The 23,915-nt window shown below is 55.6% G+C and carries 18 protein-coding genes; 7 read left to right on the top strand and 11 right to left on the bottom strand.

Annotation, left to right across the window (positions count from 1 at the left end; all coding sequences use genetic code 11):
• The first annotated feature begins 20 nt into the window (after window positions 1-20).
• On the top strand, window positions 21-3,590 hold the full coding sequence (gene putA, locus KP708_RS02395) for a bifunctional proline dehydrogenase/L-glutamate gamma-semialdehyde dehydrogenase PutA (protein ID WP_215750227.1): 3,570 nt from the start codon (window positions 21-23) through the stop codon (window positions 3,588-3,590).
• Between the two features lie 199 nt (window positions 3,591-3,789).
• Window positions 3,790-6,423: a M1 family metallopeptidase gene (locus KP708_RS02390; protein ID WP_215750225.1), complete on the top strand. Its 2,634-nt coding sequence runs from the start codon at window positions 3,790-3,792 to the stop codon at window positions 6,421-6,423.
• A 57-nt stretch (window positions 6,424-6,480) separates the two neighbouring features.
• Here the strand turns inward: KP708_RS02390 and KP708_RS02385 are convergent, their stop codons facing one another.
• From KP708_RS02385 to KP708_RS02350, 8 genes are all read right to left on the bottom strand, one after another.
• Window positions 6,481-7,698 (bottom strand): cation:proton antiporter, encoded by a 1,218-nt coding sequence (locus KP708_RS02385; RefSeq protein ID WP_215750223.1) that lies wholly within the window; start codon window positions 7,696-7,698, stop codon window positions 6,481-6,483.
• A 111-nt stretch (window positions 7,699-7,809) separates the two neighbouring features.
• Window positions 7,810-8,745 (bottom strand): ABC transporter permease, encoded by a 936-nt coding sequence (locus KP708_RS02380; RefSeq protein ID WP_215750221.1) that lies wholly within the window; start codon window positions 8,743-8,745, stop codon window positions 7,810-7,812.
• 2 nt (window positions 8,746-8,747) lie between these two features.
• Entirely contained in the window at window positions 8,748-9,794 is a 1,047-nt protein-coding gene (locus KP708_RS02375; protein WP_046901946.1) for an ABC transporter permease, read from the bottom strand.
• Window positions 9,791-11,377 (bottom strand): ABC transporter ATP-binding protein, encoded by a 1,587-nt coding sequence (locus KP708_RS02370; RefSeq protein WP_215750219.1) that lies wholly within the window; start codon window positions 11,375-11,377, stop codon window positions 9,791-9,793. The genes KP708_RS02375 and KP708_RS02370 overlap by 4 nt, the downstream gene beginning before the upstream one ends.
• Window positions 11,370-12,473, bottom strand: a complete 1,104-nt coding sequence (locus tag KP708_RS02365; RefSeq protein WP_215750217.1) for a BMP family ABC transporter substrate-binding protein — start codon at window positions 12,471-12,473, stop codon at window positions 11,370-11,372. Before KP708_RS02365 ends, KP708_RS02370 begins: the two co-directional genes overlap by 8 nt.
• Window positions 12,464-13,015, bottom strand: a complete 552-nt coding sequence (locus KP708_RS02360) for a glutathione binding-like protein (protein ID WP_215750215.1) — start codon at window positions 13,013-13,015, stop codon at window positions 12,464-12,466. Before KP708_RS02360 ends, KP708_RS02365 begins: the two co-directional genes overlap by 10 nt.
• Window positions 13,012-13,623 (bottom strand): Rieske (2Fe-2S) protein, encoded by a 612-nt coding sequence (locus KP708_RS02355; RefSeq protein ID WP_215750214.1) that lies wholly within the window; start codon window positions 13,621-13,623, stop codon window positions 13,012-13,014. Before KP708_RS02355 ends, KP708_RS02360 begins: the two co-directional genes overlap by 4 nt.
• Window positions 13,620-13,847, bottom strand: a complete 228-nt coding sequence (locus KP708_RS02350) for a hypothetical protein (protein ID WP_099212816.1) — start codon at window positions 13,845-13,847, stop codon at window positions 13,620-13,622. Before KP708_RS02350 ends, KP708_RS02355 begins: the two co-directional genes overlap by 4 nt.
• Window positions 13,848-13,975: 128 nt before the next feature.
• Between KP708_RS02350 and KP708_RS02345 the strand changes: the two genes are divergently transcribed.
• The 5 genes from KP708_RS02345 to KP708_RS02325 all read left to right on the top strand — a co-directional run bounded on the left by KP708_RS02345 (window position 13,976) and on the right by KP708_RS02325 (window position 20,031).
• Window positions 13,976-14,815, top strand: coding sequence for an aromatic ring-hydroxylating dioxygenase subunit alpha (locus tag KP708_RS02345; RefSeq protein WP_211502966.1), 840 nt, complete (start codon window positions 13,976-13,978; stop codon window positions 14,813-14,815).
• A complete protein-coding gene (locus tag KP708_RS02340; protein WP_215750212.1) occupies window positions 14,812-16,143 on the top strand; it encodes an amidohydrolase family protein in 1,332 nt (443 codons plus the stop codon). Before KP708_RS02345 ends, KP708_RS02340 begins: the two co-directional genes overlap by 4 nt.
• A gap of 12 nt (window positions 16,144-16,155) precedes the next feature.
• A complete protein-coding gene (locus tag KP708_RS02335; RefSeq protein ID WP_215750210.1) occupies window positions 16,156-16,650 on the top strand; it encodes a nucleoside deaminase in 495 nt (164 codons plus the stop codon).
• Window positions 16,651-16,802: 152 nt separating this feature from the next.
• Entirely contained in the window at window positions 16,803-18,164 is a 1,362-nt protein-coding gene (locus KP708_RS02330) for an 8-oxoguanine deaminase (protein ID WP_215750208.1), read from the top strand.
• A gap of 232 nt (window positions 18,165-18,396) precedes the next feature.
• Window positions 18,397-20,031 (top strand): S10 family peptidase, encoded by a 1,635-nt coding sequence (locus tag KP708_RS02325; RefSeq protein WP_215750206.1) that lies wholly within the window; start codon window positions 18,397-18,399, stop codon window positions 20,029-20,031.
• 86 nt (window positions 20,032-20,117) lie between these two features.
• Here the strand turns inward: KP708_RS02325 and KP708_RS02320 are convergent, their stop codons facing one another.
• The 3 genes from KP708_RS02320 to KP708_RS02310 form a co-directional block, all read right to left on the bottom strand.
• A complete protein-coding gene (locus KP708_RS02320) occupies window positions 20,118-21,296 on the bottom strand; it encodes a serine hydrolase (protein ID WP_252347382.1) in 1,179 nt (392 codons plus the stop codon).
• Between the two features lie 101 nt (window positions 21,297-21,397).
• Window positions 21,398-22,732, bottom strand: a complete 1,335-nt coding sequence (locus KP708_RS02315; protein ID WP_215750204.1) for an autotransporter strand-loop-strand O-heptosyltransferase — start codon at window positions 22,730-22,732, stop codon at window positions 21,398-21,400.
• Window positions 22,729-23,913, bottom strand: coding sequence for an autotransporter strand-loop-strand O-heptosyltransferase (locus KP708_RS02310; protein ID WP_215750202.1), 1,185 nt, complete (start codon window positions 23,911-23,913; stop codon window positions 22,729-22,731). Before KP708_RS02310 ends, KP708_RS02315 begins: the two co-directional genes overlap by 4 nt.
• Window positions 23,914-23,915 lie beyond the last annotated feature (2 nt).

The following is a 23,915-nucleotide window of genomic DNA, read 5'->3' as shown; positions in this document are numbered from 1 at the left end:
ATCAGAACAGCGGTATCCTCATGACCTCACCTTTCGCGTCCCTTGCAGCCATCGTTCCGCCGCGGTCCCCGCTACGTCAGGCCATCACCGACCATACCCGTGTAGCGGAAGCCCCCCGGGTGACGGAGCTTTCACGTGAAGCTCGCCTTGAGGACGATCAGGCTGCCCTCGCCCGTCAGACAGCAAGGCGGTTGGTCGAAGCTCTTCGTCAAGGCCGCAGTAGCGGCATTGTTCAGGATCTGGTGCAGGAATACGATCTCTCCTCTCAGGAGGGTGTCGCCCTGATGTGCTTGGCGGAGGCCCTGCTTCGTATCCCTGACCTTCCCACACGTGACACTCTCATTCGCGACAAGATCGGGAACGGTCAGTGGCATGAGCATATCAGTCGCAAGTCTTCCCTGTTCGTAAACGCGGCGACCTGGGGACTGGTCGTCTCAGGCAAGGTCCTGTCGACGGAAGAGACGAAAGCGCTGCCGGGAAGCCTCAAACGCCTGATCGGGCGGTGCGGTGAGCCTGTGATCCGCAAGGGCGTCGATATGGCAATGCGTATGATGGGTGAGCAGTTTGTAACCGGCCAAACCATCGCGAACGCGCTTGAAAACAGCAAACCCTTCGTCGCAAAAGGCTTCCGTTACTCCTACGACATGCTGGGAGAAGCCGCCACGACCATGGCGGACGCTGATCGGTATTACCGTGATTATGAAACGGCCATTCACGCCATTGGCCAGGCATCGGCAGGCGCTGGCGCCTATCAAGGCCCGGGTATTTCAGTCAAGCTGTCTGCACTGCATCCGCGCTATAACCGCCTCCAGAGGGAACGCGTTCTCGCCGAGTTGGGCCCTCGCCTGACAGCACTTGCGCGCCTTGCCTGTCACTATGACATCGGCTTCAACATTGACGCTGAAGAGACAGACCGGCTGGAGCTCTCTCTGGACCTGCTGGAAACGCTTTGTTTCGATCCAGCCCTGAAAGACTGGAAGGGCATTGGCTTCGTAGTCCAAGCTTATCAGAAGCGTGCGCCGTTCGTACTCGACTGGGTGATTGATCTGGCCCGTCGCACAAATCACCGCCTGATGGTCCGATTGGTTAAGGGTGCCTATTGGGACAGTGAAATCAAACGTGCCCAGGTCGATGGGATGGAGGATTTTCCGCTCTTTACGCAGAAGATCCATACCGACATTTCCTACATTGCCTGCGCCAAGAAGCTTCTGGCTGCTCCAGACGCCATTTTCCCACAGTTTGCAACGCATAATGCGCAGACGCTGGCCAGCATTCACGCCTTGGCAGGCCCGGATTTCACGTCTGAATCCTACGAGTTTCAATGCCTGCGCGGCATGGGAGAAACGCTGTACAAAGAAGTTGTTGGTCCGGAAAAGCTGAATCGGCCTGTCCGCGTCTATGCTCCTGTGGGCACGCATGAAACGCTCTTGGCCTATCTCGTACGCCGCCTACTGGAAAATGGCGCGAATTCGTCCTTTGTGAACCGAATTCAGGATCCCGCAGTTTCGGTGGAAGAGCTGATCACCGACCCCGTCACGCTCTCCGCCAATGCCCTCCCCAGCACCCTGCGCCTACCAAGCGACCTTTTCCAGCCTGAGCGTGAAAACTCGCATGGGCTGGATCTTGCAGACGAAAACACTCTGAAAACACTTGGTGTTGCCCTGAATAAGGAGGTCTCATTTGGTGAAACAGCGGGCGAGGATGTCGTTAATCCTGCCGACAAGTCAGATGTCATTGGCTGCATCAAACCCACGGCTGTCGAAAGCGTAGGGGCTGTCATCAGCAAAGCCGTAACGGGTTTTGATGTCTGGAAGAACACATCAGTCTCCGAACGCGCTACATGTCTGGAGAAGGCCGCTCAGAGCCTCGAAGACGACATGCCCAGACTGATGGGACTGATTATCCGGGAAGCAGGAAAGACCCTTTCCAATGCGGTGTCTGAAATCCGCGAGGCTGTAGACTTCCTACGCTATTATGCTGCCCAAATCCGCCGCGAGTTTACTGCTGACAATACTGCCCCACTGGGCCCCGTCGTCTGCATCAGCCCCTGGAACTTCCCTCTCGCCATTTTTCTGGGGCAGGTTTCTGCTTCCCTGGCAGCCGGGAACAGTGTTCTCGCCAAACCTGCGGAAGAAACGCCTCTCATTGCGCAAGAAGCTATCCGCATTCTCTATGATGCCGGAGTGCCAGCAGAAGCCCTACAACTTCTTCCAGGTGGTGGCGAAATCGGAGCAGCGCTCGTCGCCGATCCCCGCATAACCGGCGTTCTTTTCACGGGCTCGACGGAAGTCGCAAGGCTGATCCAAAAGCAGCTTGCCGAGCGCCTGAATGCGGATGGCACACCTCTTCCTCTGATTGCGGAAACGGGCGGCCAGAATGCACTTGTTGTGGACAGCTCAGCTCTGTCCGAACAGGTCGTCGGGGATGTGCTGTCTTCCGCCTTTGACAGTGCTGGACAGCGATGCAGCGCACTCCGGGTACTGTGCCTGCAAAACGATAGCGCGGATCGTGTTCTGACGATGCTCAAAGGGGCGATGGCAGAACTGCGTACGGGAAATCCAGCTCTTCCGCAGACAGATGTCGGGCCAGTCATCACAGAAGAGGCTCAGAGCGGAATTCTCAGCCATATTGAAGACATGCGCGCTCGTGGTTTTTCGATCCATCAGTCTGCAATTTCTGAAGAGTGCGCAAACGGGACCTTTGTGCCGCCGACCCTGATTGAAATCGACAATTTGTCAGCTCTGCGGCGAGAGGTTTTTGGGCCGGTTCTGCATGTTGTCAGATATCGCCGCGAAGAACGCGCGCAGTTGATGGCAGCCATCAACAACACCGGATATGCTCTGACCTTCGGCGTTCACTCACGCATCGACAGTACGATTGAAGACCTTAAAGCCATCTCAGATGCGGGAAATATCTACGTCAACCGTAACCTTGTGGGTGCCGTCGTCGGGTCTCAGCCGTTTGGGGGGCATGGCCTTTCCGGAACCGGCCCGAAGGCAGGTGGTCCGCTTTACCTGCGTCGCCTTCTGTCCCGACGCCCTGAACTGGGTGCTCTGGCGCACCATGACCTGCCAGTTGTTCTGAATTTTGCCGGGCAGTGGTTAAGGGCCATAGCACCAGACTTCAGAGCCGTTGTGCCTGCCGGAACGCCTTTGGGAACAACCCTTTCCCTCCCCGGCCCTGTCGGAGAAGACAACGTTTACACTTTGACAGCACGAGGCACCGTGCTGTGTGCAGGGCCTACACTTGAGGATCTGTGTCAGCAAATCACAGATGCCCTGTTCACTGGGAATGCCTGTGCGATCCCTGCGGAAATCTGGCGCCGTCTGCCCCCACCGCCTGCGGCCCTAGGAGACTCTATCCTCCCACTATCAACAGACGTTCAGGTGGATGTGGCGCTGTGCAATGGCGATGCAACAGACCGTAAGCAGGTCTTGGCCGCACTGGAACGTAAAGACGGACCGGTAGTCTGCCTGCACACACCAGATGCAGACGGACGTTACCCACTGGAATGGCTGGTTCAGGAGCGGGCCTGCAGCACCAATACGACGGCTGCTGGCGGAAATGCAGCTCTTATGGCGACGGTTTAGTATTCACGCCCTAACAAGAGAAACACTCCCATCGTGGTCATACAGGCTGCGGTGGGAGGTCTTGGTTTAAAGAGACAGACGCATCAAACCTGCCTCCCACTTTCATGTCAGGACCGAGTGTGCGACCCTTGCGCCACCATTGAAACAAAGCGTTACGCTGTTTCTTCAATATTCTGACTGATTAAGGATACGCATCGTTATGCGCCGCCTTCTGGCTTTCAGCACCCTTCTTGCCGGTCTTCCCTTTGCCATGGTGGCGCATGCCGAAGGAACGTTTTCCTTCCAGCAGACACCAGACCAACTTCCCAAAACCGTTGTTCCGGCCTCCTATGCCATCGATCTCGAAACAGACCCGGAACATCTGACCCTCAAGGGCCAGGAAACCATCGACGTCACGGTCCTGACAGATACGCAGGACATTGTTCTCAATCAGGCAGGACTAAAGCTGTCTGGTGCCGTTCTGGATGGGACGCAGCATGCGACCATCACTCAGGATGACGCTGCAGAAACTGCCACACTGCATTTTTCACAGCCTGTTCCCAAGGGCCCCCACACTCTTTCTATCAATTACACGGGCCCAATCCTCAAGACGCCAAATGGCCTTTACATCAACGATTATACGTCAGCCACCGGTCAGGCACGCCGCATGCTGGTGACGCAGTTCGAAGTTGCTGATGCCCGCCGCATGTTCCCCGGGTGGGATGAACCCGCATTCAAGGCCAGCTTCCAGCTGAATGTGACGTTGCCGTTTGATGATGTTGCTGTCAGCAATATGCCCATTATCGGCACCACGCAGCAGGACACGAAGACCAAGCGCGTTTCCTTTGCCCCAACACCTCGCATGTCCAGCTACCTGCTGGCACTTGTTGCCGGTGACATGGGAGCCGTTCATGGAGAGGCTGATGGCACACCCCTGAGTGTTTATGCTCCAGCCGGCCTTGAGGAACAGGGGCGGTATGCTCTTGAATCAGCCCAGCGCATTCTGCCGTATTACAACAGCTATTTCGGGGTAAAATATCCTCTCCCGAAGATGGATATGCTGGCCATTCCAGGGAATTATCAGGCCGGTGCTATGGAAAACTGGGGCGCTCTCACATACATCGACAATGTGCTTCTGTTTGACCCGAAAAACAGCACGCCCAAAACACGCGAGCTGATTCACGAAGTCGTTGCGCATGAGATGGCGCATCAGTGGTCTGGCGATCTTGTGACGATGGGCTGGTGGAACAACATCTGGCTCAACGAAGGCTTTGCGTCCTGGATGGAAATCAAGGTCACGGACAAGCTGAACCCACAGTGGGACATCTGGCCACGTCAGCATGAGACCCGCGAAGAAACGATGGGCATTGATGCCCTTTCGACGACCCATCCGATCCAGCAGACCATTCACAACGTCAGTGAAGCAAATTCAGCGTTTGACAGCATCAGCTATGGCAAAGGCGAGTTGGTCATCCGAATGCTGGAAGGCTGGCTGGGTGAGGACAAATTCCGTGATGGCATGCGGGCCTACATGAAAGCACACGCCTTCGGCAATGCTACCAGTCAGGATCTGTGGAATGCCCTTTCTTCCACCTCCGGCGAAGACGTTGCCAAGGTAGCGCGCAGCTTTACGGAGCAGCCGGGTATCCCGCAGGTTAATGTCACATCGTTCTGTCAGAATGATCAGGCCACCTACACACTCACCCAGAGCCGCTTCACAATCCATGATCCACAGGCTCAGCCTCTGACATGGAGCGTTCCGGTTGTGGCTGGCGGCCCCGGACTTCCGACAAAAACCCTTGTTCTGGGCACTGAACCCGTCACTATCACAGCCCCCCGTTGCGATACGGCCTTCAAACTCAATCTTGGCGAGAGCGGCTATTATCGTGTTTCTTATGACAAGGACGCACTCGGCGCCCTTGCAACATCCCTCAGCAAATTTGCTCCCGTTGATCGCGCCAACCTGCTCGGGGACCAGTATGCCCTTTTCCGGTCAGGACAGGCCAAACTTGGGTCTTATCTGGATCTGGTCGATAGCCTGACTGCAGCGCATGAGAGCGACATTGCGGTTCTGGAAGAGATCATCAGCCGCCTTGAAACGATTGATCAGTATGAAATCGGCAATGCCGATCGTGATGACTTCCAGACATATGCTCGCAGCCGTCTGGCACCGGTTCTGGCGCGTCTAGGATGGGACCAAAAACCGCACGAGAACGTTCTCGACACGATGCTGCGGCCATCGGTGATCAGTGCACTTGGAACATTCAACGACCCGCAGGTGATTGCGGAAGCCAAGCGTCGCTTCGCGCTCTGGAAGGCAAACCCAGCCTCTCTCCGTCCCGATCTTGTCGGTGCCGTTACGACCATTGCCATGAAGACGGCGGATGGCCAGACATATGATTTCATGGCTGACAAGGTTCGGGCCACCCAGGCCACAGAACTCAAACTGCGCTACTTCGCAGCTCTTGCCAGCGCAACCAACCCGGATCTGATCCACAAGAACGTGGCCCTCGCCTATAGCGGAGCCATCCCGAACGGGCGGATTGCACGGTCACTGGCCGTCACTGCAGCGTCGAGCGAAAATCCTGACCTGGTGTGGCAACTGGTGAAGGAGCATGAGGCAGATATTCGCACGCATCTGGCTCCGTGGTCACAGGATGACTTCCTGGCCTCAATCGCCGCACGCTCCAATAACCCACAGGTCCTGGAGGCACTCCAGAACGATCCGTGGTCCACGAAGACAACAGGTGCAAAAATCGCGACAGCAAAAGCTGTCAATACGATCAATGTCCGTCAGGACGCTATTAAAGCCACTCAGGAACAGATCCACGATTGGCTGGCAACGCATCACTGATTGCTTTGAAGCATTATTATGGAGAGGGGATTAATTACCCCTCTCCACTTCAAGTAATTAAGGCGCCGCAGAAGATCGGGGCGCGACCAGCTTGAACATGGGCCCTGTCAGGACCGTGGAAATGACAGCAAGAACCATCAGAGATGCGAAAGCAAACTCTGAAATCATGCCTTGGGCGTGGAAAATCGTTGCAGCAACAATTTCCATGAGCCCCTTGCACTGCAACAGAACACCGACGCTCAACGCCTGACGCCTGCTCAGGCCGGATGCAGGCGGGTAAATATAGACCGCCAAAATTTTCGTCACGATCGAGATTGCAACCAGTGACAAAGACGCGATCACGGATGGCCATGTCAGAGCATCACCATCGATATTCAGGCCACTATGACCAAAGAACATTGGGGCGAGCCAGATGAGTGAGAACGTTCCCACCTTCTCAACAGGCAACCGTCGAACCCACGACGGCGGCATGATCGCGCCAGCAAAGTAAGCGCCAATCAGTTCGTGCAGACCGAGTTGCATGCTGGCCCACGAACCGGCAGCAAGATAAATCGGCACAGCAATCCAGATAACAGCGGAAGGCGGGTTCCTGAAATGACGGGAAGCCCAGTTTCCGGCAACGGCCAGTCCCACCAGCAGCGCAATCGCGAGGACTTCGAGACCCGTCCATCCATGAAGGGCAGCCGTCCCACGCTCGGCAACCTGGAGCATTGCCAGACCAATCCAGAGAGCAGCATCGTCGACAACGGCCAGCTTAAGCGCCAGCTGACCCAACGGGCGTTGCGACGGATTAAGCTCACGCACCACGCCGATCAGAACGGGCAAAGCACTGACGGCAATGCACAGGCCAATAGACGCTGCGGCGACCCAAGGCTGTGCATGTGGCGGATGCCATCCGGGAAGTGGCAGAAAAAATTCGTAGGCGAGTATGGCCCCCACCAGAAGCGGACCACCCAGTGCAACAGCCGCACCCGTTAGCAGACGCCCCAATGTCGGCGCTGGCAGGGCATGATCGTCCGCCACGCTTCCAGGGGACTGCCACATTTCCAGGCCAGCAGTAAACGCCAGAACCAGAACGGCAACCCAACCAATATCGCTCCCATAAACCGATGGAATACCAAGTGATTTTACAGGGATATGCCAGACAGAAATCAATATACCGACAAGTATTGGCAGAACCACAATCGGTATTGTTTTCTTCAGTATCCTCCATACAACCCATGGAAGAAAAACAAAAACTGCGGCGTCTGCAATAAGTGCCGTAATGTTTGTCATCAGCCTCCCCTCTATGCCTAAATGAAGAGACAGAGTACGCGATTATGGGGAAAAGGTGCAAACCAAAGTGTTTGGGACGCCTGCTGGCGCCCCACTCCACACCCGGTTCGCTTATCTTCCACTTCGATAATAGGGCGTCCCGAGCGCTGCGGGAGCCGCCATGGCAGAGCGCAGTTTTGCGAACGCCAGCATCGGCACAATAATGCAGGCAACCGTCCCGAGATATGGCAGCGTATTCAGGATCGCGGGTGCAACAGGCCAGCCTCTGGCCTGCCCCATGAACCCTACTGCCGTTACAAGCCCGAACAGTAGCCCGGACAGAACGGCAACAATTGGGCGGTATCCAGCAAAGATCACCAGCGCCACGGCAATCCAGCCACGTCCGGCGATCATCCCGTCTGACCAGACAGGCACGACAGCGAGCGTCAGATCAGCGCCAGCCACGCCTGCCAGAACACCACCAACAATCACGGCCAGAGCCCTGTACTTCATGACAGGCACCCCAACCGCGTCTGCCGCTGCCGGATTTTCGCCCACGGCCCGCAGATCCAGGCCCGAACGCGTCCGAAACAGCCAGAAATGCGCCATTACAGGAAAGACGAGATAGATCAGGTAAACGAGAATATTCTGGCTAAAGAAGGCAGGTCCGATAACAGGAATGGCAGACAGAACCGGGATCGAGACTGGTTCGAAAACAGCAGAGACCGGAACACCGGCAACGGACCGCCCGATTACAGAACTAAGACCCAGCCCCAGGAAGGTGACCGCCACACCACACAGAACCTGATTGGCACGAAGTACAACGCTGGAGAGCGCCAGCACACTTGCTCCCAGCCCACCGACCAGTCCTGCTGCCAGCAGGCCCAGCCATGGATGAGGCGTTGCGTTCACAGTCATGACTGCAACGACGGCCCCGAGGGACATCAAGCCCTCCACCCCGAGATTCAGAACACCTGCACGTTCGGCAATCACCTCGCCGAGGGCACCAAGCGCCAGAACACCGCCTGACAGAACGGCATGACCGAGAAGGTCGCTGAGAAGTGCCATGATCAGTTCCTGTTCACACGGACATAGGCTGCCATTTCGTCTCCGGCCGCGATGGCAAGGACCAGCAGACCGGTAATGGCAAGAACGGCGGAAGAACTGATCTGAGTTGTCTGAAGGACAATCCCCGTATCCAGAATCAGTGCCATCAGAAGCGCTGCTGGAATAAGGGCAAAGCACGACCCACGAGCCAGAAGCGCCACGACAATGCCCAGATATCCATAATTATTGGCAAGGCCACCCTGAAGCCGGTGAACAGTTCCCGCGACTTCAAACACACCAGCCAACCCCGCCAAAGCGCCTGACAGCAGCAGCACAGCCAGAATACGGGGAGCGACCTTAATCCCAGCATAATGCGCAGCCTGCGGATTGGAGCCGCACACAGCCGTTTCATAACCAAACCGGCTTTTCGCGAGCCCTACTCCCAAGCCAACAACAATACCCAATGCGAGCAAGAACCCCAGATGAACCGCCCCCCAGAGCTCCGGAAGTGCCACATGCAGGCGTTCGGTTGAGGCCAAGGCACCAGTCACACGATCGGCCCACGGTCCGGTTGCTAGATAATAGACAAGCAGCGAGGCCACGAAGTTCAGAAGAAGAGAGGTAACAATTTCACTGACTCCAAGCCAGGCCCGGGCCGCAGCGGGAATAAAAATCCATGCCGCTCCCGCCAGAGCGCCAGCTACAACCATCGCCGGAAGTGCGACAATCGCGGGCCAATGCGTGAACAAACCAACAGCCGTCGCTGCCGTCGCACCTGCATAAAGCTGCCCTTCCGCCCCGATATTCCAGAGATTGACACGAATCCCAACCCAAACTGCCGCCCCTGTAAGCATCAGAGGTGTCATGAAGAGTGCGAGATCCTCAATGCCAAAGCGCGACCCGACGGTCGATCGAACGACGAGCCCGGCGAGTTCGATCGGAGATCGTCCCATCGCGGCGAGCGTAATTGCTACAATGCCCAGAGCCGCAAGGATGGAGAGCCCGCGCCCAACGGCAATACGATGAGACGGAACAACCGTAAGACGCGTGCGAGGGGATACGGCGCTCATGCGGCCTCCGACAGATTACGGCCACTCATGAGCGCGCCTATGCTTTCCCGATCTGCGTCTGCACGATCCATGACCCCCATGAGGCGCCCTGCATACAGAACAGCAATACGATCACTCAGGGCGAAAATTTCATCCAGATCTTCTGACATCAGAACCACGGCAACACCTGCGTCACGCGCACGGGCGAGCATATCCCGCATGGCTGATATTGCACCGATATCCAGACCCCGGCTGGGATAACTGGCCACCAGAACATGACTGGCAATCCTGATCTCACGTTCCAGAACCAGCCTCTGCTGATTGCCGCCAGACAACCCGCGAATTTGCACCTGTGTTCCTGGAAGCTTCACGCCTGCCCGGTCTGCGAGCATCTGGGCAAACTTGCGCGCCTGCGCCATGGAGAAGCTGAACCGTCCACCAAACGGCGGACGGTCATACTCCCGAAGTGCCATGTTTTCCGCAACGCTCAGCCCCGGCATCAGGGCACGTTTCAGCCGGTCTTCAGGTACGTGACCCACGCCCGCATGCGCAAACATTGCCGGGTCTGCACGATTGGCAGCATTGCCATTCAAACAAACCGTTCCGCTCTCAGCCGCCTTCAATCCGGTCAGGACTTCTGCCAGCTCAGGCTGGCCATTACCCGTCACCCCTGCAATCCCCAGAACCTCTCCCGGACGAAGCGCGAGACTGACATTATCCAGACGGACCACGCCTGCGGCATCCCGCACCGTCACCTGTTTCAGAGACAGAGGTTCAGACCCACCGCCTGCCGGAGCAGGAGACTGCCGGGGATACGAGGTTGCAAGTGTAACAGGGCGTCCGATCATCTCCGTTACGAGACTGTCAGGCGTTACATCGGACGTCTGATGCGTACCCACCAGTCGCCCCTGCCGCAGCACGGAAACCCGGTCTGCAAGCGCCATGATCTCATCAAGCTTATGGCTGATGATAACGACCGCCCCTCCCTCGGAGCGAAACCGACGCAGGGCGGAAAACAGTTCGCCGACTTCGACGGGGCTGAGAACAGCCGTTGGTTCATCGAGGATAAGAAGTCGAGCGCCCCGAGACAGAACACGAAGGATTTCAACGCGCTGCTGCTCGCCCGCAGACAAAGAAGACACAACGGCCGAGGGCGTAATCGGGAGGCCAAACTTCTTGGAAAGTGCGGAGGCACGCTCTTCAATATCTTTTCCCGCAAGGCGGCGGGGTGTTTCAGACCAGCCCAGATGGAGGTTTTCAGCGACGGTAAAACGGGGAACCAGACGAAAATGCTGGTGAACCATGCCAATCCCGGCCGCGATGGCTGCGTCGGGGGCCGGAAACGTGGTCCCATATCCATCAATAATGATTTCCCCGGCATCGGGCTGATACAGGCCCGTTACCACATTCATCAATGTGGACTTCCCTGCACCATTCTCCCCTAACAGAGCGTGAATTTCACCGGGGAATACATTCAGGGAAACATTTTCGTTCGCAATGACGCCTGGAAAGTATTTCGCAATACTCACCAGCTCCAGAATGGGCGGTGTTCCTGCTGCAAGATGAGCGGGAGGCGCGTTGGACGCATGCGTGACATCAGCCAAGACCAGACACTCCCTGAACCTGCCACGACCAGTTATACATCTCCATGTCAGTCATGACATGGCCTACTGGAACCCGCAGCGTTCCGTCAGAATCATAGATCGGCCCCTGAAAAGGCGACCATCCCGCCAGCATCCGGTCCCGCGCAGCGTCGGCTTCTTTCTGTACAGCCTCAGGAACGTTCTGCCCCCAGCGATCCCGATCGACGCCTTTGGCCAATGTGAGAAAACGTCCCTCTGGCGCCCACTCTCCCCGGATCCGGGCACCAACCTGCTGAATATAGTAGTCAGCAAAGTCCAGCACGACAGAGCTGACATATGCATTGGGCCCGAACTCACGCATGTCCGTGTTCCACATCGCAGCCCAGACGCCGCGTTTCTCCGCGACACGCAGATAGCCGGGATCGTCCATAATCCCGCACAGGAAGTCACAGCCGCTGTCTACCAAAGCGGCCCCCGCTTCCGTTGCAGCCTGCGGGTCAAACCACGAATTGATGGAGATCACGCGCATCGTGGCCTGTGGATTGACCGAGCGCGCGCCCAAAAGCACGGCATTCGCACTGGCATAAACGGAAGGAACTGGGAAAGAGGCCACGTAGCCAAGCTTGCCGGTTTTGCTCAGACGGGCTGCGGCGATACCAATGACATAACTGGCGTACCAGTGCGTGATATAATACCAGCCAAGATTATTGCTGACCGCATGACCATCACACTCCATGAATGCAACGTCTGGAGCACGATCGGCGACGTCGCGAATGAAGTCTCCATAGTTGGATGTGGAAATCACCATCTGCGCGCCTTCCGCCACGAACTGGCGGAAGATGCGGGTTGCATCTGCGGAGTAAGGCACGCTCTCGACAAAGAGGGTTTTGACGGCTGGATACGCACGTTTGACGGCTTGAACCGCCAGATCATGAGCGTGGCTCCATCCCCCGTCAGTGATGGGGCTGGTGTGCCCAAAGCCAATCAGAAGATCCTCCTCCCGAATGGGCGCAAAACGACGTGACGCTGCCTTCAGAGCCGACGGCATCACAAGCGAGCTGCCCAAAGCAGCCAGTACCGAGCGCCGCGGGATCATCAGAGGATTTTTCAGTGACATTCCGGCACTCCTGGCATCGTTATGAACCCAGGCAGCGCCTTGAAGTGCCTTATGAAGTTCCGAACCGCGGGATAAAGATCCAAAGGAACTTCAAGGTCCTGGCTTAAGGCGACGACTGGAAACAGCATGATGTCAGCAACTCCTGGATAATCCCCTGACACCCAGCATCGACCGTCCAAGCGGTTCTCTGCAAGCCGATCTTCAATCTCGCCCATCAACGGCATCGCAAGCTGGGCGGGATTTTCAACAGGAAGAGACGCCAGCATGACCGTCCTGCGCATGATGGAAAAGCTATCCAAGGCGTTCGCTGCCCACGTCATTTCGTCCGTTCCGGAATTCCATTCCTGCAGGACGTCTGGAAGCGTCACGAGCCGTTTCAGGATCTCTAACGGCCCATGAAGAACATCGTCGACGAGTTCAAGAGCTGGGCCACTTTCCAAGGCACTATGATCCGTGACCGTAGGCAGCTTCACTCCCATCAGAGACGCTCCCAGCCGAACGGCATAGCATCTGTCATCAAGTGCCCAGTCTCGTAACCTCATGCTGAAACGGTCTCCTTGATGGCTTCCAGACGATCCCGTAACTGCACAGCTTGTCGCGCAGCCTCCCGCTGCCCGGCGACAGTCCATGACGCAACATGCAACATGGTCAGGCCAACTGCTGGTTCATGCACAGCGAAAAGACAGTTATCCTGCTGCTTCCAGTTCGAAGCCTCCATATTGAGAGACGTCCGCGCAGTTTGCAAAGGCACCTGAACCAGCAAGCTCCGAACGCCTGACGCCTCGCCTTCCGGCATGGGCGAAAGTGATGGCGTCTCATCGAGGCTCACCCAAATCATTCCGCATCGCTCCTGCACCTGATAAGCTGTCGCGCGAATGGTGCCCGGCACACGGAGTTCAGGATGAGCTGGAATGTGGCGACACGTTGAATCTGCTCCAAACTGCCAGCCATGGTAGAGGCAAGCCAGATTTCCGTTCCGCACGAAACCGAAACTCAGCCGCATTCCTCGATGTGGGCAACGATCTTCCCAGGCATGGATCTCACCATCTGTGCCACGCCAAAGAGCAATTTCTTTGCCAGACAAGCGTGCCGGAGCGGCTGTTCCAGCGGGAACATCCATACTGAGAGCGACTGGAAACCACCCTGTCATCCGAGGCTCTCCGTGCCTGTCACAATACAGCCCGCTGGCCCGAGGAGACATGCCATCTCGAACATTCCGAGAAGTGCTTCTTCACCCACCAGCCGAACTGAAAAACAATGATCTGAAACAGACATGTCTGTAATCTCCACGGCCAGAAGGCGCGCCCGGGCAATGGCAAAATCCCGGAACAGCTCGGGATCAAAGCGCCCTTCGAAACGAATCTCCCGAACCACTGGATCATGCCTTTCTTATCTCATTTCACAATAAGAATTTTCCGGTTTATCAATATTCTGTATTCCATCAATGCCGGAGAGCATGATTAACTCTTCCCATCCGTCACCAGCAGCAGGTTGCCCATGCCATGACCAGCCCCGATCCAGAGACGTTATCACACTGGTATCCTGTGGCTATGGTCGGGGATCTGACACATGCGACTTTCCAGACCATGCTGCTCGACCGGATGATTGAGATCTCCCGCGACGAAAACAATGCGTTTCAGGCGCTCTGCGGCAATCGCCCCCTCCCCGTGCAGGAACGCTACGGTTATCTCTGGACGTCTCTTGGAGAGCCAGTCCGGGACATTCCCGCCATTCCCGAGGCCGCTGAGCCAGACCGCCGGCTGGTATGTTGTGGGTCTATTGCCGTACATTCGTCAGGCCTAAGGGTCGTCGAAAACTTCCTCGATATGGCCCACTTCCCCTTTGTTCATACCAATATCCTTGGGGCAGAGCCGGAAACCGAAGTTCGGCGGTATCAGATCGAAACACGAGAAGACGGTGCGGAAATCTGGGCAACCGACTGTACATTCTTCCAGCCTCAGGCGGCACTCTCTGCGTCCGGCGGCATTTTAACTGACTATACCTATCGAGTTGCCGCGCCGTTCTCGACGCTTCTTTATAAAACCTGCCCGGCCTCCCCCGAAAGACAGGACGTCATCGCTCTGTTCGTCCAACCGATGACCGCAACCCGTTCCCGCGCCCACCCAGTGATGTTCCTGATCGACGACAGTTCCTCACTGGGCGGACTGGTTGAATTCCAGCAATTCATTTTTCTTCAGGACAGGATCATTCTTGAAAACCAGCGCCCTCGCCTGATGCCACTGGATGGAAAATATGAAATTCCGACCATGGCAGATCGTTCGTCCGTGGCTTACCGGCGCTGGCTTAAAGGAAAAGGCGTGACGTATGGTGCTCTGTCGTGAGTGCATTTGTCGTCACCGGCCGGGCGCTGGCATCCCGAACGCCGCAGGAGGCCGTTCTGGAAAATGTGGCTATTCTGGTTGGCGACGACGGGATCATTCAGCGTCGCGCAACCTACGGAACAAAGGCCTATCAAGACCTGCAAAGCAGTGAAACTCTTGTTCACCTGCCAGACGACACTCTCCTCGTTCCCGGCCTGACAGATCTACACATTCATGCGCCTCAATGGCCTCAAGCTGGCACGGCTCTGGATCGTCCACTGGAAGAGTGGCTTGGCACATATACTTTCCCTCTAGAGTCCCGCTATTCGGACGCAGCCTTCGCAGCCACGGTTTATGAGGACCTGGTTCAAACCCTTCTGCGAAATGGCACAACCACCGCGCTCTATTTTGCCACGATCCACGAAGAAGCCAGTCTTGTTCTTGCCCGCACATGCCTCAAATACGGGCAACGCGGGTTCGTTGGACTAGTGGCAATGGATCATCCGGACCTGTGTCCACCAGACTATCGTCAGGCCAGCGCTCAGGAGGCTCTCGATGCAACCCGACGCTTCATTCATGCCGTCCGAGCCTTGCCAGGCAACGAGGCCGGTCTGGTCCAGCCCGTTATTACGCCTCGCTTCATTCCTGCCTGCTCCGACGCACTGTTGAATGGTCTTGGCGCACTAGCCGCAGAGATGAATGTCAGAGTGCAGACCCATGCGTCAGAAAGTGACTGGGAGCACCATCATGTTCTGGAGAGAACAGGCCAGACAGACACGTCTGCACTGGATGCTTTTGGTCTCCTGCGAGACCATACCATTCTGGCGCACGCAGGGTTCCTGAACCAGAATGACCGGACATTGGTCAAAGAGCGCAACGCCGGACTTGCCCACTGCCCGATTTCCAACGCCTTTTTTGCAGGAGCGGCCCTGCCCGTTCGCGACGTTCTCGATGAGCACGTTCACTGTGGGCTGGGAACAGACCTTTCCGGCGGGTATTCTCCGTCCATCTTTGAAAATGCGCGACAGGCCGTTCTCGCGTCCCGGATGCTGGAAAGCGGGACAAACCCGGAAATTCCGCCGACAAAACGTGGCCTCCCTAACCACAGAATAGATTTTCAGGAAGCGTTCTGGCTTGCAACACGAGGCGGCGCGGAGGCTCTCGGGGTGCCAAGTGGACAACTCCTGCCCGGACAGGCGTTCGATGCGCTGGAGCTTCGCTGCCCATCAGGCAGTCTGCGATTATCGTCGCAAGACAGTGCCGCCAGCTGTGCCCAGAAAATTGTCTGTCATGCTTCCCCAGAAACAATTGATCGTGTCTGGATCAATGGCCGTCTGGTCAAGGAATAAGGAACTGATTGCATGATTACAGAAACAGACGACCTGCGTTTTCTCCGTATGGCGTTCGATGTTGCCAGAAAGGCACGTGACGGCGGGGATCATCCGTTCGGGTCTATTCTAGTGGACGAGACAGGCACTGTTTTGATGGAGCAGGGTAATGGCTACAGCGCAGAAGGATGCGACATGACAGCCCATGCCGAGCGTCTCCTCGCCAGCCGGGCCAGCAAAGCTTATGGGGCAGAACGCCTGCGCCTGTGCACGCTCTATAGCTCTGCAGAACCCTGCGCGATGTGCTCAGGTGCGATCTACTGGTCCGGGATCGGACGCGTGGTTTACGGCCAGTCCGAAAAGGACCTGAAAGACATGACCGGCAATCACGCGGAAAATCCCACACTGGATCTCCCTTGCAGGACCGTCTTTGCTGCTGGCCAGCAGCCAGTGGACGTCGTAGGGCCTCTGCTGGAACAGGAAGCAGCTGCATTGCAGGCAGAATTCTGGGCTGCACATGGCTCGTGACAGCAGGACGAGCCTGATGCTACGATAAGCCTTCCTCGCCCGCTCAAAGCAAGTTTGATGACGATCCGGACTTCGCATCTCCGGAACAGGGCCTTCTGCGAAAGCCATGAGTGATCATGGCTTGCTGATGGTTATTGGGAAAGGATGCCGCAATGACGGTCAACCTCCTCATCACAAATGCTTCTCTGTATATTGATCGGGATTGGGAAATCCCAAATGGATGGATCGCCATTAAAGACGGGCGCGTTCATTCCACAGGTCACTCCGGAGAAGCTGCTCCACAAGCAGAAAAAATCATATCGGCCAATGGAAAGCTGGTAACTCCGGGCCTGATCAATGCCCACCATCACATGTATCAAAATCTCACACGCTCCTATGCGCCCGTAACCAATGGGACGTTGTTCGAGTGGCTTCAGGGATTGTATCCGCTCTGGGCCGGACTGGACGAAGAGTCTGTTTACCTTTCAACAGCGGTTGCAATGATTGAACTGCTGATGGGGGGCTGCACGACATCCATGGATCACATGTATGTCCATCCCAAGCCCTTTCTGATCGACGCCCAGTTTCGTGCGGCCAAGGATATAGGCTTTCGTTTCCATGCCACTCGCGGCTCCATGACGCGATCCGTAGAGGATGGAGGATTGCCACCCGCATCCGTCGTGCAGGACGAAGAGACCATTCTGGCAGACAGCGAAAGGCTGGTAAAAACCTATCATGATGCCTCTCCAGGCGCGATGGGTCGGGTCGCTCTGGCGCCCTGCTCTCTTTTCAGCGTCTCCGAACGGATCATGACAGAATCTGCTGCCATGGCAGACAAATATGACCTCCGGCTACACACCCATCTGGCAGAAGATCACGATGAGGACCGCTATTGTGCAGAAGTCTATGGCTGCACACCGACAGAATATTTCGAACGTGTAGGCTGGGCCAGCCCTCGCTCCTGGGTGGCACACTACATTTACCCCTCCTCTAACGAAATCGACCGTCTGGCGCATGCTGGCGTCTGCACAGCGCAGTGTCCCTGCTCCAACATGATGATTGGAGGTGGCTCTGCGGATGCCATGGATATGCGGCGTCGTGGGATGCGTGTGGGGCTTGGTTGTGACGGTTCAGCTTCGACAGACCATGCATCGCTCTGGCTGGAGACCCGCATGGCGCTCCTTCTGGGTCGTTTCCGCAATGGGCCACATTCCATGACGGCCCGAGACGCTCTGGATATGGCTACGCGCGGTGGAGCGGCCTGCCTGGGCTGGGATGATGAGATAGGGCATCTCCGTCCCGGGGCATGTGCGGATCTGGTTATCTGGCAGATGTCGGACATTTCCCTTGCTGGAGCTTTGACGGACCCCGTGGAGGCGTGGCTTCGCTGCGCTCCGGCGACTGCGGGAACCACTATCGTCAACGGCAAAATTCTGGTTGAGAACGGGCAGCCTGTGCTGAAAAACCTGGGGGATATCCTTGGGGCTCATCGCAAGGAAGCCATGCGCATCCAGCGTTTGACGCCCGCAGCCTGAAACAGAGCGGAACGATGATCTGGACATCCGTCTGGATCATCATTCAGCTACCGGAAAACGATCGTTCTGAAGATTGCGAAAATATTATTTTCAACGAAAAGAGTGCGGTATGCCCCTGTTTCGTGAGACAGAACGTGACAGTTCAGAGGTGCCGCATTTCCCTCACCAGATCCTGAACTTGTAACGGTTCCGTATTCCTTACAAAATAATTTCAATCTGTAAGGAGTTACCCATGCGTTCAGGCATCCTGACCCGTTCTTTTCTTGCTGTTAGCCTGCTGGCAGCCACCTGTCTCACAGCTCACGCGGAGGCCCCGGTCTCAGACAACGTCAAACAGGCTGAAACAGCATCGCAGTTTCTGACAACGCCCCAGAAGGTCGTATCAGACGGGGCTGTAACCATTCGTGGTCAGCACATTCCTTATCAGGCCGTCACCGGCACGCTGATTGTCCATGCCCAGGGGTGGGATGATTCCGATACCGGCCCCAGCGATCCAAAAGCTGAAAAGAAAAACCCGGATGCCGTCGCTTCCATTTTCTATGTGGCCTATTTCAAGAAGGGCGCGCATGCAGAGAACCGTCCGATTACGTTTGTTTATAATGGCGGTCCCGGTTCTTCGAGTGTCTGGATGCATATGGGTGCTTTTGGCCCACATCGTATCGTCACCGCAGATGACAGCCACACAGCAGCGGCCCCGTACAAACTGATTGATAACAATGACAGCCCGTTGGATGCTACGGATCTTGTCTTTATTGATGCGCCAGGCACTGGCTTTGGGCGCCTTGTCGGCAAAGACAAGGAAAAAGCGTTCTACGGTACAGATCCGGACGCCGCAGCCTTCACGGACTTCATTGCTCAGTTTCTGACCCGTTTCGGGCGATATAACTCTCCCAAATACCTGTTCGGAGAAAGCTATGGCACGACGCGCTCAGCAATCGTCGCCAACCAGCTTGCCTCTGAAAAAGGCATCGATCTGAATGGCGTTATGCTGTTGTCACAGATTCTGGATTACGACAATTCGATCGACAATGTGAAATCAAACCCCAGCGTTGATCAGCCCTATGTCCTTGCCCTGCCTAGCTTCGCTGCCACGGCCTGGTATCATCACAAATTACCAGCACAACCCAAAGACCTGAAAACCTTCCTGAGCGAAGTCGAACATTTTTCTCTGACGGACTATACCAGCGCCCTCCAGGACGGCACCGCCATCTCAGACGAAAAGCTGGAACAAACGGCCCAGAAACTGCACCAATATACGGGCCTTCCCGTCGACTACCTGAAGAAAGCTGACCTACGCGTCAGTGGTGGCGAATTTGCCAAAACCCTGCTCGGCGATGACGGAATGGACACAGGCCGTCTGGACAGTCGCTTCTCCGGGCCAGCCATTGATCCACTGGCGCAGACCCCTGACTATGACCCTCAGTTTGCCGCGATGCAGTCAGCCTATGTGTCCGCCTTCAACGATTATGCGCGCAATACGCTTCATTACGGCACAAACCCGGCTTTCAATGACGGCTACGAAGAATACAAGGTCAGCGCCCATTCAATCGGCAAATGGGCCTTCGTGCATAAGCAGCCAGGCGCTGGTCGTCCAGCCAAGGGCGCGCCAAACGTCCTGCCGGATCTTGCAAGCGCCATGAAACAGAACCCGAGCCTGAAGATTATGCTCAATCAGGGATACTACGATCTTGGGACGCCTTTCTTCGAAGGGATCTATGAGATGCAGCATCTCCCGATCCCTCACAAGCTGGCCTCAAACATCGAAATTCATCAGTATGAATCTGGTCACATGGTCTATGCCCATGCACCGGCTCTGACTGAACTGCACGATAATGTTGTCAACTTCATCAACAAGACGCATGGCTAACACCATTACGTCTTGACGATAAAGCGATGCTAAATGACGGACCTGTCAACTTTTGAGCTTTGACAGGTCCGTCATTCAGAACATGTTCAGGCGTGTGCTGCTACGCCCAGCGCACGAGCTGCGTCCGTGGCAATATCATGCCGGAGTTTCACGACACTGTGGCCCCCGGACGGATGAACCCGATTGGTCAGAATGAGCACATAACTGCCATTCTCAGGGTCAATCCAGAGCGACGTCCCGGTAAAGCCGGTATGGCCGAATGATCTCGCCGGAAACAGATCTCCTCGTGGGGAGGAATAGTGCGTGGCGATATCCCAGCCCAGTCCTCGCAGATCAGTTTTCCCAGCGGGCTGTTGTGGAGTTGTCATCAACTCCAATGTACTTCTTTGAAGCGGAAACGTGCTGGGACGACCAGCAAGACGATCTAGTAACGCCTGTGCATACAGGCACATATCCTGTGCATCGGAGAAAAGCCCCGCATGCCCTGCAACGCCCCCCATGCGGCGGGCGGTCGGATCATGCACGACACCACGCAGCATGTGATGTTGGTCATCATACTGCGTAGGCGCAATATCTGACTGTAATGCAGCATCGGGCAGGTAACCGGAGTGAGACATCCCCAAAGGCGTTAGAATATTGTCAGCGACATACTGGTTCAGGGGCTGACCTGTAACCTTTTCCACGATCAGGCCCAGCGTAATGTAATTGATGTCGCTATAGACAAACTTTGCCCCCGGCGGATTGGCAAGCGGCGATGTCATGGCAAGACGGACAGCCTCTGCTTTTCCGCTCCAGGGATCATCAAGCGGGATATCCGGTGGAAGCCCAGAATAATGGGTCAGCAGAAGTCGCAGGGTAACTGCCGATTTCCCGTTTGCGGCGAACTCTGGAAGATAACGCACCACCGGATCGTCAATATTGATTTTCCCATGTTCCACCAACTGCATGACAGCCAGAGCCGTCATTGTCGGCTTGGTCAGAGAGGCCATATCGAACCGCGTTTCCCAGGTCATGGGCTCGCGAGCAGGCACCAAAGCACGGCTTCCACACACATAACGATGTGCAATCTCGCCATTATGACCAACAGCAAGAACAACGCCTGGTGTCTCTCTGTCTTTCACGGCCTGTCGAGCCAAGGCATCCACTTTATAGAACTTGCCTTCACCGGAGGAGGCACACCCCACCAGAGCGCTACAAGACAGCGCTGCACTTCCTATCAGAAACTGACGCCGACTGCTGCGCTCTTTGCTCAATGGATACTGCAATCTGGTCTCCTGCTTTCAGGTTCTTCCGGATACGTAAGAACCTGAACAGTAGCGTGCTCCAGGCAGAGCGCAAGCAGGGCAGTTTTAAAAGCAAGTTCAAATTAGGTCTGTCTGTCCGCTCTCCTGTTACCCATCGCCACCTTAATGGCGCTGATAACCTGCCCAGAGGTAATATTCCGCGTGCATTCAAACTGACGACTGGTACCTGCATGGCGCGGACAAAAGAGAAAATCACTGTGGATGAACGGATGGCGAATATCGTGCCAGCAACTGTTGCAGGCATTAGTATTAAAGACCCGATATGGTGTCTGAAACTCATTTATCGGATGTGTAAATCCGGAAATCATCACGACGGGCGTGTCAGCCGCCCAGGCAAGCCAGGATAAGCCGCTCGAAAGGCCAACAAAAAACTCTGCATGCTTCAGCCATTGGAGGCGTTCCTGAAGGGGCCGTGCCCCCGTCTCATCTTCCGCATTATGCGGAATCTGGTTCCAGTGAAGACCTTGACCATACTTTATTTCACGATCGATGCAGATAACGCGGTAACCTGATCTCTTGAGAAACTCCACGACATCATACCAACCTGTCGGGTTATTCCAGTATTTGCACTGTGCACTGGCCTGACTGGCTATGACAACATAGGGTTCTTCAATCGGTCTTTCTTCAGAAATATCCAGATGCAGAGGCTCTTCCTCGGGAGAAACCCCGAGAATATAGCCTGCTGTTCTGTGTAATCCCACGAGCCTGAAATCAGAAGGCTGCCAGATATTATCTTCATCCCCGAAGAATAAACCGATGTAATATGTGGCGTAAAAATCGTCTTTTAACGCGCTGAATTCCTGCTTTTCAATAAATCTGATATCTGGGTATGACGCAGACAGCAGCTCTTTCATCTGCGCGGATACCATCACTGTGAGTTCGCATGCATGATCTCGTGCAAAACGCACAGCATATGGCACCCAACCAGCCGTATCGCCGATTGTATTGCCGGCCATAAGAATGGCTATCTTTTTACCCTTAGCATCGTAGTCATGCGAAAAAACGAGCATGCCCGCCTTAAAGACTTCAATCCTTGCGTTCAGATAATGCTTTTTCCGACTTTCAAAAGTAGAGGCACTTCCCTCACCATCAAAAATAACCATGTCAGTATCAAGATCGGTAAGCCGAATACGCCATCTCCCTTCTGGAACCGCAACACGGATACCTTGATTGAAGTCATATCGAATGCCTGCAGGCCCCTCCTGTGTCGCCACATTTGAAGGACTGGGAAATGTCGTCGTCTCGGTTGATGACGCCGAGGCTACTGCCCCCACTTCTCTCGGGGCTTTATCGGTCTCGCTAGATGGGTCCTCGGCGACCGGCGCTGAAACAGACGCACTCGAACTGCCAGCAAGCATAATCGACTGGAAAATGTCATTCACTTTGGCAACGGTCATTCTGACACTCCCTCAAGGTCGGGAATTTGCATGATTGTGTCGATCACCTGTTGCGAAGAAATCAGTCTGGTGCATTCAAACTGCTTGTCTGTACCGCTCTGTCGTGGGCACCAGAGATAATCGGCTGGATTGAGCTGACAGCGGATATCATTGGAGCAACTGTTGCAGGCGTTCCAGTTAATCACGCGGTAGGGTGTTTCGAACTCATTATCTGGCCTCGTAAAGCCGCTGATCAGCACGATAGGCGTACCGACAGCCCATGCCAACCAGCTCAAACCACTGGAAAGACCAATAAAAAACTCCGCATGTCGCAACCATCGGGCACGTTCGGCCAGAGGCAGCGCGCCTGTGAAATCTTCCGCCCCATACGGGATATGGTTCCAGATTGTTCCGACCCCGTTCACCCGGTTTCTGTCGATACAGATGACCCTATACCCTCGCTTTTTTAAGAAGCGGATCGTTTCCAGCCAGCCGAAAGGATTGTTCCAGTATTTGTTCTGGGATGTTGCCTGGGTAGCAATGCAGACATATCGCTCTTCAAGAGGTCTCCCTCCCTCCATAATCGCAACATCGGGCCGACGCGATGTCCGCGAAAGGCCCAGGATGAGCGCCGCATTAGTTTCCAGACCTGCTTCGCGATAATCGACCGGACTATGGTTCCGGGCAACGTCGTTGTAAAAAATGAGAACTTTATAAGTGGCGTAATAGTCTGATCCCGCCTCTTCTTCGGTCGATACAAGGCGAATATGGGGATAAACTGGGATGAGCAGATTTGCGATATCCGGGCGCACGATACATGTCAGGTGACACTCGTGTTTGCGGGCGAATTCAGCTACCTGCCCAAACCAGGCCAAGTGATCTCCAATGCCCCCTTCCCGCATCCGAACAAGAACAGGCTGGTCTTTCAGGTTCATTTCATACGTAAAGAATGGTTCACCGTCTTTCGTAATCTCGATCTGAAAGCGGAGGTAATATCGCTTTGAACTCTGCACGATCCCTTGAGATACATCCTCTGAAAACAGGATCGTATGCGTATCCAGGTCCTTCAGAACAACATGCCAGTTCCCCGCTGGAAGAAAAACGCGGCAGCCATCATTGAAATCGAAGCGGATACCTCCTGGCCCTTCCAGTGCTGGCACAATGGGGGCTTGTTGAACTGGCGGCGCTGAAGGACTGCGCATGC

This window comes from Gluconobacter sp. P5H9_a (assembly GCF_018812085.1).
GTDB lineage: Bacteria > Pseudomonadota > Alphaproteobacteria > Acetobacterales > Acetobacteraceae > Gluconobacter.
The sequence above is the reverse complement of the archived record's forward strand: the minus strand, read 5'-3'. Positions and strand labels throughout refer to the sequence as shown.

Coding starts and splice junctions, on each gene's coding strand:
- putA (WP_215750227.1), top strand. CDS start 21: ATGACCTCACCTTTCGCGTCCCTTGCAGCCATCGTTCCGCCGCGGTCC.
- KP708_RS02390 (WP_215750225.1), top strand. CDS start 3,790: ATGCGCCGCCTTCTGGCTTTCAGCACCCTTCTTGCCGGTCTTCCCTTT.
- KP708_RS02385 (WP_215750223.1), bottom strand. CDS start 7,698: ATGACAAACATTACGGCACTTATTGCAGACGCCGCAGTTTTTGTTTTT.
- KP708_RS02380 (WP_215750221.1), bottom strand. CDS start 8,745: ATGGCACTTCTCAGCGACCTTCTCGGTCATGCCGTTCTGTCAGGCGGT.
- KP708_RS02375 (WP_046901946.1), bottom strand. CDS start 9,794: ATGAGCGCCGTATCCCCTCGCACGCGTCTTACGGTTGTTCCGTCTCAT.
- KP708_RS02365 (WP_215750217.1), bottom strand. CDS start 12,473: ATGTCACTGAAAAATCCTCTGATGATCCCGCGGCGCTCGGTACTGGCT.
- KP708_RS02360 (WP_215750215.1), bottom strand. CDS start 13,015: ATGAGGTTACGAGACTGGGCACTTGATGACAGATGCTATGCCGTTCGG.
- KP708_RS02355 (WP_215750214.1), bottom strand. CDS start 13,623: ATGACAGGGTGGTTTCCAGTCGCTCTCAGTATGGATGTTCCCGCTGGA.
- KP708_RS02345 (WP_211502966.1), top strand. CDS start 13,976: ATGACCAGCCCCGATCCAGAGACGTTATCACACTGGTATCCTGTGGCT.
- KP708_RS02335 (WP_215750210.1), top strand. CDS start 16,156: ATGATTACAGAAACAGACGACCTGCGTTTTCTCCGTATGGCGTTCGAT.
- KP708_RS02330 (WP_215750208.1), top strand. CDS start 16,803: ATGACGGTCAACCTCCTCATCACAAATGCTTCTCTGTATATTGATCGG.
- KP708_RS02325 (WP_215750206.1), top strand. CDS start 18,397: ATGCGTTCAGGCATCCTGACCCGTTCTTTTCTTGCTGTTAGCCTGCTG.
- KP708_RS02315 (WP_215750204.1), bottom strand. CDS start 22,732: ATGACCGTTGCCAAAGTGAATGACATTTTCCAGTCGATTATGCTTGCT.
- KP708_RS02310 (WP_215750202.1), bottom strand. CDS start 23,913: ATGCGCAGTCCTTCAGCGCCGCCAGTTCAACAAGCCCCCATTGTGCCA.